This is a genomic window from Micromonospora sp. NPDC048040 (assembly GCF_055587185.1).
This window is the reverse complement of sequence record NZ_JBVJGT010000001.1, coordinates 221,069-231,882: the sequence shown is the minus strand read 5'-3', so window position 1 is coordinate 231,882 and position 10,814 is coordinate 221,069. Positions and strand designations below refer to the sequence as shown.

At 74.4% G+C, this 10,814-nt stretch carries 9 protein-coding genes; 2 read left to right on the top strand and 7 right to left on the bottom strand.

All coding sequences use genetic code 11. From position 1 onward, the window contains the following. Positions 1 to 57: 57 nt before the first annotated feature. The 7 genes from ACZ6O2_RS01030 to pcaF all read right to left on the bottom strand — a co-directional run bounded on the left by ACZ6O2_RS01030 (position 58) and on the right by pcaF (position 8,883). Positions 58 to 825 carry a 3-oxoacyl-ACP reductase gene (locus ACZ6O2_RS01030; protein WP_357453247.1) on the bottom strand — a complete coding sequence of 256 codons (768 nt, stop codon included), beginning with the start codon at positions 823 to 825 and terminating at the stop codon, positions 58 to 60. A 5-nt stretch (positions 826 to 830) separates the two neighbouring features. Further along, positions 831 to 2,186 carry an aldehyde dehydrogenase family protein gene (locus tag ACZ6O2_RS01025; RefSeq protein ID WP_466021582.1) on the bottom strand — a complete coding sequence of 452 codons (1,356 nt, stop codon included), beginning with the start codon at positions 2,184 to 2,186 and terminating at the stop codon, positions 831 to 833. Between the two features lie 36 nt (positions 2,187 to 2,222). Continuing rightward, positions 2,223 to 3,587, bottom strand: coding sequence for a glutamine synthetase family protein (locus ACZ6O2_RS01020; RefSeq protein ID WP_466021581.1), 1,365 nt, complete (start codon positions 3,585 to 3,587; stop codon positions 2,223 to 2,225). 315 nt (positions 3,588 to 3,902) lie between these two features. Next, entirely contained in the window at positions 3,903 to 4,403 is a 501-nt protein-coding gene (locus ACZ6O2_RS01015) for a DUF456 domain-containing protein (RefSeq protein WP_466021580.1), read from the bottom strand. Beyond that, positions 4,400 to 6,574, bottom strand: a complete 2,175-nt coding sequence (locus ACZ6O2_RS01010) for a putative bifunctional diguanylate cyclase/phosphodiesterase (protein ID WP_466021579.1) — start codon at positions 6,572 to 6,574, stop codon at positions 4,400 to 4,402. The genes ACZ6O2_RS01015 and ACZ6O2_RS01010 overlap by 4 nt, the downstream gene beginning before the upstream one ends. A gap of 4 nt (positions 6,575 to 6,578) precedes the next feature. Beyond that, the gene (locus ACZ6O2_RS01005) at positions 6,579 to 7,397 is read right to left on the bottom strand and encodes an SAM-dependent methyltransferase (protein ID WP_350704956.1); all 819 of its coding nucleotides are present in this window, start codon (positions 7,395 to 7,397) and stop codon (positions 6,579 to 6,581) included. A 280-nt stretch (positions 7,398 to 7,677) separates the two neighbouring features. After that, positions 7,678 to 8,883: a 3-oxoadipyl-CoA thiolase gene (gene pcaF / locus ACZ6O2_RS01000; protein ID WP_466021578.1), complete on the bottom strand. Its 1,206-nt coding sequence runs from the start codon at positions 8,881 to 8,883 to the stop codon at positions 7,678 to 7,680. Positions 8,884 to 8,989: 106 nt separating this feature from the next. On the opposite strand from pcaF, the gene ACZ6O2_RS00995 reads away from it, so the two are divergent. Both ACZ6O2_RS00995 and ACZ6O2_RS00990 read left to right on the top strand, forming a co-directional pair. Continuing rightward, a complete protein-coding gene (locus tag ACZ6O2_RS00995; RefSeq protein ID WP_466021577.1) occupies positions 8,990 to 9,955 on the top strand; it encodes a glutathione S-transferase family protein in 966 nt (321 codons plus the stop codon). Beyond that, on the top strand, positions 9,948 to 10,643 hold the full coding sequence (locus ACZ6O2_RS00990; RefSeq protein ID WP_466021576.1) for a DUF998 domain-containing protein: 696 nt from the start codon (positions 9,948 to 9,950) through the stop codon (positions 10,641 to 10,643). The genes ACZ6O2_RS00995 and ACZ6O2_RS00990 overlap by 8 nt, the downstream gene beginning before the upstream one ends. The last annotated feature ends 171 nt before the right edge of the window (positions 10,644 to 10,814 follow it).

The window sequence follows — 10,814 nt, the reverse complement described above, 5'->3', positions numbered from 1 at the left end:
CTCGGTCGGCCGTCGGCTGCCCGACAGCGCCTCCCCCGCCATGCGGAGGGCGCGGGCTCACAGCGGGGTGACGTACGCGCCGGTGATGCCGCCGTCGACCACGAACTGCGCGGCGGTCATGAAGGAGGCGTCGTCGCTGGCGAGGAAGGCCACCGCGGCGGCGATCTCCTCCGGCCTGCCGAACCGCCCCATCGGCACGTGCACCAGCCGGCGGGCCGCGCGCTCCGGATCGGCGGCGAAGAGTTCCAGCAGCAGCGGGGTGGCGACCGGGCCGGGGCAGAGCGCGTTGACCCGGATGCCCTCCCGGGCGAACTGCACGCCCAGTTCCCGGGTCATCGCCAGCACCCCGCCCTTGCTCGCCGTGTACGCGATCTGCGAGGTGGCCGCCCCCATCAGCGCCACGAACGAGGCGGTGTTGACGATCGAGCCCTTGCCCTGTCGGCGCATGTGCGGGATGACGTGCTTGCAGCAGAGGTAGACGCTCGTGGTGTTGACCCGCAGCACCCGCTCCCAGGCGTCCAGCCCGGTCTCCAGGATGGAGTCGTCCTCCGGCGGGGAGATGCCGGCGTTGTTGAACGCGATGTCGACCCGCCCGTGCCGCTCGGCCACCCCGTCGAAGAGGTCCCGTACGGCCGCCTCGTCGGCGACGTCCGCCGCGACGAACTCGCCGCCCACGGAGTCGGCGGCCCGCTTGCCGGCCTCCGGGTCGATGTCCACGCAGACCACCCGCGCCCCCTCGGCGGCGAACCGCCGCACGGTGGCCAGCCCGATCCCGCTGCCCGCACCGGTGACCACGGCCACCCGGTCCTGAAGACGACCCTGCACGCGCCTCACTCCTCCGTTGCGATGAACACGTTCTTGACGTCGGTGAAGGCGTGCAGCGCGTCCGGGCCCAGCTCGCGACCCAGCCCGGAGCGCTTCATGCCGCCGAAGGGGGTCCAGTACCGCACCGAGGAGTGCGAGTTGACGCTGAGGTTGCCCGCCTCGACCGCCCGCGCCACCCGGACGGCGCGACCCACGTCCCGGGTCCAGACCGAGCCGGACAGGCCGTACTCGGTGTCGTTGGCGAGCCGCACCGCGTCGGCCTCGTCGTCGAACGGGAGCACCGAGACGACCGGGCCGAAGATCTCCTCCCGCCAGTGCCGGTCCGTCGTGGAGTCGGCGAGCAGCACCGTCGGGGCGTACCAGAAGCCGGGCCCGTCGGGGCGGGAGCCGGTGAAGGCGACGGTCGCCCCGTCGACGTACCCCGCGACCCGGTCCCGCTGGCCGGCGGAGATGAGCGGGCCCATCTCGGCGCTCTCCCGGGCCGGATCCTCCACCCGCAACGCCCGCACCGCCGGCTCGAGCAGCTCCAGGAAGCGGTCGTACGCCGGCCGCTGGACCAGGATCCGGGACCGGGCGCAGCAGTCCTGGCCGGCGTTGTCGAAGACGGCGTACGGGGCGGTCGCCGCCGCCTTCTCCAGGTCGGCGTCGGCGAAGACCAGGTTGGCGCTCTTGCCGCCCAGCTCCAGCGTCACCCGCTTCACCTGCGCGGCGCAGCCGGCCATGATCCGGGTGCCGACCTCGGTGGAGCCGGTGAAGCAGACCTTGCGGACGGCGGGGTGGGTGACGAAGCGCTCCCCCACCACGGACCCGGCTCCCGGCAGCACCGTGAAGACGTCCTCGGGCAGCCCCGCCTCGCGGGCCAGCTCGGCCAGGCGCAGCGCGGTCAGCGGGGTCAACTCGGCGGGTTTGAGCAGCACCGTGTTGCCGGCCGCCAGCGCCGGCGCGAAGCCCCAGGCGGCGATCGGCATCGGGAAGTTCCACGGCACGATCACCCCGACCACGCCGAGCGGTTCGTGGAACGTCACGTCCAGCCCGCCCGGCACCGGGATCTGCCGCCCGGTCAGCCGCTCCGGCGCGCCCGCGTAGTAGTCGAGCACGTCCCGGACGTTGCCCGCCTCCCACCGCGCGTTGCCGACGGTGTGCCCCGAATTGCGCACCTCCAACTGCGCCAGCTGCTCCAGGTGCGCGTCCACCAGCGCGGCGAACCGGCGCAGCAGGCGCGCCCGGTCCCCCGGCGCCACCGCCCGCCACCGCGGGTACGCCGCGTCCGCCCGCCCGATCGCCGCGTCGACCTCGTCGGCCGACGCCGACGGCACGACCGCGATTACCTCACCCGTCGCCGGGTTCACCACCTCGGTCACGGGCCCCACCCCTTCCCGTCGATCACGCGGTCGAGGTCAGAGGCGTTCGAAGCCACGGAAGAGCTCCCAGTCGGTCACGGCGGCGTCGAAGGCGGCCAGCTCGACCCGCGCCTGGTTGGCGTAGTGCGCCACCACCTCGTCGCCGAACGCCTCCCCCGCCACCGTCGAGGACTCCCACCGGGCGAGGGCGTCGCGCAGCGTGCCGGGGACCCGCTCGGCGGCCGGGTCGTCGTACGCGTTGCCGGTGCACTCCTCGCCCAGCTCCAGCCCGCGCTCGATGCCGTGCACGGCGCCGGCGACCAGCGCGGCGATGGCCAGGTACGGGTTCACGTCCGCTCCCGGGACCCGGTTCTCCACCCGCATGCCCTGCCCGTGCCCGACCAGCCGCAGGGCGCAGGTGCGGTTGTCCGTGCCCCACCGCAGCGCGGTCGGGGCGAACGATCCGGGCTGGTAGCGCTTGTAGGAGTTGACGTTCGGGGCGAACAGGAGGCTGAACTCCTGCATGGTGGCGAGCAGCCCGGCCAGCACCCGCCGCCCGGTCGCCGACAGGTGCGCCGGCCCGTCGCCGAGCAGCGCCGACCGGCCGTCCGCGTCACGCAGGGAGAAGTGGATGTGGCAGGAGTTGCCCTCCCGCTCGTTCGGCTTGGCCATGAAGGTGATCGACATGCCCTCCTGGGCGGCGATCTCCTTCGCCCCGTTCTTGTAGATGACGTGGTGGTCGGCGCAGGCCACCGCCTCGTCGTAGCGGAAGGCGATCTCGTGCTGGCCCAGGTTGCACTCCCCTTTCGCGCTCTCGGGGGTCAGCCCCGCCCCTGCCATCTCCCGGCGGATGCGGCGCAGCAGCGGCTCCACCCGGGCGGTGCCGAGCAGGGAGTAGTCCACGTTGTACTGGTTGGCGGGGGTCAGCTCCCGGTAGCCGCGCCGCCAGGCGTCCTCGTAGGAGTCGCGGAACAGCACGAACTCCAGCTCCGTGCCGGCGTAGGCGGTCAGCCCGTGACCCGCCATCCGGTCCAACTGACGGCGCAGGATCTGCCGGGGCGAGGCGGCCACCGGCCCTGACCCGTCCAGCCAGGCCAGGTCCGCCAGGAGCAGCGCGCTGCCCGGCTGCCAGGGCACCCGACGCAGCGTGTCGAAGTCCGGCACCATGGCGAAGTCGCCGTAGCCGCGTTCCCAGCTCGACATCGCGTACCCGTCGACGGTGTTCATGTCGACGTCCACGGCGAGCAGGTAGTTGCAGCCCTCGCTGCCGTGCGCGACGACGTGGTCGAGGAAGTAGGGGGCGTGGAACCGCTTGCCCTGCAACCGGCCCTGCATGTCCACCAGGGCCAGCACCACGGTGTCGATCTCGCCCTCGGCTGTGGCGACCCGCAGTTGTTCCAACGTGAGCGGAGCTTTCCTCATCGGCGGGCCTCCATCACCAAGGTCTACTGGCTAACCTGACCACCGTCAATGCCCAGCCTGCGGGGCGCTCCCGCCGACCGGCCCGGCGAGCGGGCAAATTGCGTTGCCGTCCGGGCGCGTACGCCGCATGCTTGAGCCCGTGACCAGGCCCGATCGCGACGGGCCACCGCCGGGCGCTCGGACCGCCCCGGCACCGCGGCGGCGCGGGGCACGTCACCTCTCTCTCACCCGTGCGGCGCTGCGCCGTACCCGACGCCCGCCCCGCGCCGCCGCCCCACCAACACGCCGACGACGGTGAAGGTCGGCGCGGACCCGTCAGGTCAGCAGCAGGCCGGCGACCCAGAGCGCCGCCACGAGCAGGCCGGCGAGGAACTCGACCAGCATGGACAGGCCGGCCGCCGCCACGGCCTGCTTCGTCGCCGGCCAGGCCAGCCGGGAGTCGCCCAGCCGCAGTCGCTCCGCCGCCCACACCCCGCCGACGAAGCCGAGCACCAGCCCGACCACCGGCACGACGAAGAAGCCGGCCAGTCCCAGCACGCCGCCGGCGAGCAGCGACGAGGTGGGCACCCCGGTGCGTTTCAGGTTCCGCCCCGGCCAGGCGTACTTCACGACGGTGCCGCCGGCGACGACCACCGTGGCGGCGGCGAGCACCGCCCAGCGCCCCGGCCCGGCGCCGCCGAAGAGCGCCCAGACCAGCACCCCGCCCCAGCACAGCGGCAGCGCCGGCAGGCCGGGCACCACCACGCCGGCCAGCCCGGCGAGGATGGCCAGCGCGGCGAGGACGGCGACGGCCGCCTCGGTGTCGGTGAGGCTCATGCCGCGGCTCCGTGCCCGCCGCCGCGCAGCCGGGCCGTGATCTCCGCCGCCGGCGCCGGCGGGCCGAAGTACCGCCCCTGCCCGGTGTCGCAGCGCAGCGCCCGCAGCCGCTCGGCCTGCACCCCGGTCTCGACCGCCTCCGCGGTGACCCACAGCTCCAACGCGTGCGCCAGCCGCACCAGCGCGTCCACGATCCGCTCGTCCCGGTGGTCGGTGGCCGCCTCCGGGCCGTCGCCCCGGATCCCCTCGACGAACGGGCCGGCCAGCTTGAGGCAGTGGATCGGCAGCCGCCGCAGGTACGCCAGGTTCGAGTAGCCGGTGCCGAAGTCGTCGATCGCCAGCCGTACGCCCAGCGCGGCCAGCCGGTGCAGCGACCGCAGCGGTTCCCCCGCGGTGCCCATCACGGCGCTCTCGGTCAGCTCCAGTTGCAGCAGCCCGGCCGGGAGCCCGGTGGAGGCCAGCGCGTCGGCGACGGTCTCCACGATCCGCGGGTCGTCGGCCTGCCGGGCGGCCAGGTTGACGCTGACCACCAGCCGGGCTGCGGGGAACTCGCGGCGCCACTCCTCCGCGTCCCGGCAGGCCTGCCGCAGCACCCACTCGCCGAGCCGGACGATCAGGCCGGTCTCCTCCGCCAGCCCGATGAACCGGTCCGGCCCGATGAGCCCCAGCTCCGGGTGCTGCCAGCGGACCAGCGCCTCCACGGCCAGCATCGAGCCCTCCAGCAGGGACACGATCGGCTGGTAGTGGAGCACGAACTCGTCCCGGTCCAGCGCCGCCGGCAGCCCGGCGGCCAGCGCGGAGCGGGCGATGTCCCGGGCGCCGCGCTCCGGGTCGTAGACCGCCCACCGGCCACGGCCCTCCGCCTTCGCCCAGTAGAGCGTGGTGTCGGCGGCCTTCATCAGCTCCGAGGCGCTCGTCCCGCCGACGGGACACTCGACGATGCCGACGCTCGCCGAGACGGCGAGCTGGTGCTCGCCGATCCGGACCGGGGCGGACACGGCGGCCAGAGCCGCCTCGGCGACGGCCACCGCGTCGTCGAGGCCGGTGCCGTCGTCGACCAGGATGACGAACTCGTCCCCGCCCATCCGGGCGACCAGGTGGCCGCGCCCGGCGACGCAGTCGGCGAGCCGCCGGGCGATCACCACGAGCAGCCGGTCACCGAGGTCGTGGCCGAGGCTGTCGTTGACCGCCTTGAAGCCGTCCAGGTCGAGGAAGCAGACCCCGACGCGGTGGTCCGCGTCGGCCATTTCGAAGACCCGGCCCAGCGTCTCGAAGAACAGGGTCCGGTTGGGCAGGCCGGTGAGCGGGTCGTGCAGCGCCTGGAAGCGCAGCCGCTGCTGGAGCTCGTACCGCTCGGTGATGTCCTCGATCATCGCGACGGTGAACCGGGGCCGGCCGTCGTCGTGCCGGATCAGCGAGACGGACAGGTCGGTCCAGACCACGCTGCCGTCCTTGCGGTGGTAGCGCTTCTCCACCCGGGCGCTGTCGTGCTTGCCCCCGACCAGCTCCTGGTAGAGCTCCCACATCCCGGCCGCGTCGTCGGCGTGGAACAGCGACGCCACGTTGATCTGCCGCAGCTCCGCGACGGAGTAGCCGAGCATGTCCGCGAACGCCTGGTTGACGTCGATGATCCGACCGTCGACGCCGGCGATGCCGATGCCCGTGGGCGCCCCGACGAAGACCGCCCGGAACCGGGCCTCGCTGTCCCGCAGGGCCTGCTCCACCTCGTCGCGCGCCTGCCACGCCGAGCGGGCGATCCGCTCCTGCTGGGCGAAGGTGCGGTCGCGCAGGGCGCGGGCGAACCCGGCGGCCAGCCCGCCCTGCACGGCCGCGACCCGCTCCACCGTCTCGTCGTGGTGCGCCCGGGCGGGCAGCACCTCGGGGAGGAAGCGCGCGCCGAGGGCCCGCACCGACCAGTCGAGCACCCGCGGCTCCGTCAGGTGCTCCTCGACCAGTGCGCGCCCGACCTCCTCGGCCGGCAGGGCCGAGAAGGGTTCGGCGAGCACGGCCTGCGCCAGCCGGACGGTGTGCAGGTGCAGCAGCCGCTCGGTCTCGGCCGCGCTGAGCGGCACGAAGCCGAGCCGGCGCACCGCCCGGGACCACTCGGTCGCGTACCGCAGGGCGCCCGACCGGCTGAGGTCGTCGCCGCCGGGCTCCGGGACGGCGCCCATGCGCTCAGGCGGTGGGCTGGTCGTACCGGGCGACGCCGCCGAAGGCACCGAACCGCTCCGGCTGGTCGTCCACGTCGGACGGCGAGTCCGGACGCCAGAGCGGCATGTGCACCACGCCCGGCTCCAGGATCGTCCAGTCGCCGAAGAAGCTGGTGACCTCGGCCCGCGAACGCAGCGTGATCTCGGTGTCGGTACGCGCCGAGAGGCGCTGCGCGTCGAGCATCTCCTGCGGCTGGTCCTCGAAGGTGGAGTGCGAGATGACCAGGAAGCTGCCCGGGGCGGCGGCGGCCCGCAGGGTGGCCAGGACGTCGCCGGGTCGGTCGGCGTCCGGGATGAAGTGGACCACCCCGGCGAGCAGGATGCCCAGCGGCCGGCTGAAGTCGAGCAGCGCCAGCTCACGGGCCTCGGTCAGGATCCGCTCCGGCTCGCGCAGGTCGGCGTGGATCACGCCGGTCAGCTCGTTGCCGGCGAGCAGCTCCCGGCTGTGCGCCACCGCGACCGGGTCGATGTCGACGTAGACCACCCGGGCCTTCGGGTTGGCCGTCTGGGCGACTTCGTGCACGTTGCCGACGGTCGGGATGCCGGAGCCGATGTCGAGGAACTGGTCGATCCCGGCGTCCAGCAGCGTACGCACGGCCCGGCGTAGGAATTCGCGGCCGGCGCGCATGGTGGCCGCCAGGTTGGGGGTCATGCCGGCGATCTGCTCGGCGAGCTGCCGGTCGATCTCGAAGTTGTGCGCCCCACCGAGGAAGTAGTCGTAGACCCGGGCCGCGCTCGGCCGGGAGAGGTCGATCTCGGCGGGAAGTCCGTCCGGCATCTGCACTGCTGCACCCCATGTCGTCGCCGCGGTGCGGGAGGGAACCGGCGTCGGGGCGCGTGGGGGACACGCGGAGCCACACCGGCCGACCCGCGGATCGAGTGGTGCCCACCACTCTAGGCCGCCCACTCCCTGCACGGGGAGGTCCCATGACCCACTTCGTCGGCCCGTCCGGTGTCCGTCACCGAGCGGACACCGGGCGCCGGCCGGGCACGCTCGCGCCCCCCTCCTCGGGCGGGGGCGGCGGACCCGGGACGGGCCGGCCGCCCCGCCGACCGGCGACGGGTCAGCCGGCGGACTCCAGCAGCAGCGAGATGCCCTGCCCCACGCCGACGCACATGGTGGCGATCGCCCGCCGCCCGCCCCGGCGGCGCAGCTCCAGCGCGGCGGTCAGGGCCAGCCGGGCGCCGCTCGCGCCGAGCGGGTGCCCGAGTGCGATCGCCCCGCCGTTCGGATTGACGTGCTCGGCGTCGGTGGGCAGGCCCAGCTCGCGCAGCACCGCGACGGACTGCGCGGCGAACGCCTCGTTCAGCTCGATCACGTCGACCGCGTCGAGGCCGACGCCGAGCCGGTCGAGCAGCTTCCGGGTGGCCGGCACCGGCCCGACGCCCATGGTCCGGGGCGGTACGCCGGCCGCGGCGGCTCCGGCGACCCGGGCCAGGGGGGTCAGGCCGTACCGGGTCACGGCCGCCTCGGAGGCGACCAGCAGCGCCACCGCGCCGTCGTTGACGCCGGAGGAGTTGCCGGCGGTCACCGTGCCGCCCTCGCGGAACGGGGTGGGCAGCGCGGCCAGCTTCTCCAGGGAGGTCTCCCGGGGGTGCTCGTCGACTTCGACGAGCTTCGTCTCGCGCCGCCCCGCCGGCACGGTCACCGGCACGATCTCCTCGGCGAACCGGCCGTCGGCCTGCGCCTTCGCGGCCCGCTGCTGCGACCGGCACGCGAACTCGTCCTGCTCTGCCCGGCCGACGCCGTACTCGGCGGCGACGTTCTCCGCGGTCTCCGGCATGGAGTCGATGCCCCAGTGCTTCTCCATCAGCGGGTTGACCAGCCGCCAGCCGATGGTGGTGTCGTAGACCTCGGCGTTGCGGGAGTACGGGGTCGTCGCCTTCGGCATCACGAACGGGGCGCGGCTCATGCTCTCCACCCCGCCGGCCACGACGAGGTCGGCCTCGCCGGCCACGATCGACCGGGCGGCGGTGGCCAGGGCGTCGAGGCCGGAACCGCAGAGCCGGTTGACCGTGCTGCCGGGCACCTCCTCGGGCAGCCCGCCGAGCAGCGCCGCCATCCGGGCCACGTTGCGGTTGTCCTCCCCGGCCTGGTTGGCGCAGCCCAGGATCACGTCGTCCACCCGCGCCCAGTCCACGGAGGGGTGCCGGGCGACCAGCTCGCGGATCACGTGCGCGGCCAGGTCGTCGGGGCGGACGCCGGCGAGGGCGCCGCCGTACCGGCCGATCGGGGTGCGGACACCGGCCACCAGGTATGCCACGGTCATCAGCGCGATCCTTCGGGGGGTGGGAAGGGGCGGGGGCGGGCGCTTCCGGGTCACGGGGTCGCCCGGCCGCCAGGATATCCGCGCGCCCAGCGGATAGGTTGACGGCATGGCCCGGGCCCAGTTCAGCGCAGAGACCAGCGGCAGTGGCGCGTTCGTCCGCCAGCCCAACCGGTTCACCGGTCGGGTCACCCCCCACTCGACCTCCCCCGCCGGGGGCGGCCCCGACGACCAGGACCGCTGGCCGCTGGAGCCGGGCCGCTACCGGCTGATCTGGTGCCGGGCCTGCCCCTGGGCGCACCGGGCCCGGATCGTCCGTAACCTGCTCGGCCTCCAGGACGCGATCTCGCTCGGCACGGTCGACCCGATCCGCGACGAGCGCGGCTGGCGGTTCAGCCTCGACCCGGACGGGTTCGACCCGGTGCTCGGCATCGGCTTCCTCTCCGAGGCGTACCTGGCCACGGATCCCGACTACACCGGGCGGGTCACCGTGCCGGCCCTGGTCGACACGCGCACCGGGCGGGTGGTCACCAACGACTATCCGCAGCTCACCCTCGACTTCTCCACCGAGTGGCGCAGCCTGCACAGGCCGGGCGCGCCGGACCTCTACCCGGTGGCGCTCCGCCCGGAGATGGACGCGCTGATGGCGGAGATCCACCGGGACGTCAACAACGGCGTCTACCGCTGCGGCTTCGCCACCTCGCAGGCCGCGTACGAGGAGGCGTTCACGGCGCTGTTCGCCCGGCTCGACGCGCTGTCGGAGCGGCTGGCGGGCCGGCGTTACCTGATGGGCGACGCGATCACCGAGGCCGACGTGCGGCTGTTCACCACCCTGGTCCGCTTCGACGTGGCGTACCACGGGCACTTCAAGTGCAACCGGCAGAAGCTCACCGAGATGCCGGTGCTCTGGGCGTACGCGCGGGACCTGTTCCAGACGCCGGGCTTCGGTGAGACGGTCGACTTCGACCACATCAAGCGGCACTACTACGGCACCCACGCGGCGATCAACCCGACGGGCATCGTCCCGCTCGGCCCCGACACCTCCGGCTGGACGACGCCGCACGGGCGTGGCTGAGCCGCGCCGGGCGGACGCGACCGCCGCCCCCGGCGTGGCCGAGCCGCGCCGGGCGGGCCCGACCGTCTCCCCGTCCCGGGCCGCCGCCGCGTCGGCCGCCACCGGCTGCATCGTCGCGGGCGCGACCGCCGTGACCGTCGCCGTGGTCGCCGGTCCCGGCCCGGGCCTGACCGGGTACGTCAGCGAGGCGGGCGTCACCGACAGCGCGTACGCCCCGGCGTACCGGATCGGGGTCTTCGCCCTCGCCGCGGCGCTGCTGCTGCTCGCGGCGGCGCTGCCGGCGGGGCTGCGGGTCGCGGCCGCGCTGCTCGCCGCGGGGAGCGTCTGCGCCCTGGTCTCGGGCGCGGTGACGTGCAGCGCGGGCTGCCCGCTGCCGCCGTTCGAGCGGGCCACGGCGGCCGACCTGGTGCACGGCGGGGCGAGCATCGTCGCGACCGCGGCGGTGGTCTTCGCGATGCTGGCGATCGCCTTTCCGCCCGGGGCCGACCGGTCGCTGCGCCGGCTGGCCGCCGGGGCGGCGGCGGTGGCGCTGCCGCTGGCCGGGTTGGTGGGGCTGGCGATGCTCGCGGTGGGCCGGGGCGCCCTGGTCGGGGTGCTGGAGCGACTGCTGCTGCTGGTGGCGCTTCTCTGGGCCGCCGCCACCGCCACCACCATCGCCCTGCGCCGGCAGGGAAGGGCGCCCTGTTGACGCCTCCGATGGAGAAAAGGGTCATTCCCCGCCCTACTGTAAGGAGCGTCACCGGAGTCGATCCTTCCGATCGGTCGCGCCGGGGGGATAGCCTCGGCGGGCGATGACCAACGTCTGGCACCTCACCGTGCGCCTGTATGTCGACCTCCGACTGCAGGCCAGCGGCATCTG

What these genes read in the sequence shown, in the direction of transcription:
- ACZ6O2_RS01020 (WP_466021581.1), bottom strand. Translation starts at nt 3,587, where the DNA reads ATGAGGAAAGCTCCGCTCACGTTGGAACAACTGCGGGTCGCCACAGCC.
- pcaF (WP_466021578.1), bottom strand. Translation starts at nt 8,883, where the DNA reads ATGACCGTGGCATACCTGGTGGCCGGTGTCCGCACCCCGATCGGCCGG.
- ACZ6O2_RS01015 (WP_466021580.1), bottom strand. Translation starts at nt 4,403, where the DNA reads ATGAGCCTCACCGACACCGAGGCGGCCGTCGCCGTCCTCGCCGCGCTG.
- ACZ6O2_RS00995 (WP_466021577.1), top strand. Translation starts at nt 8,990, where the DNA reads ATGGCCCGGGCCCAGTTCAGCGCAGAGACCAGCGGCAGTGGCGCGTTC.
- ACZ6O2_RS01010 (WP_466021579.1), bottom strand. Translation starts at nt 6,574, where the DNA reads ATGGGCGCCGTCCCGGAGCCCGGCGGCGACGACCTCAGCCGGTCGGGC.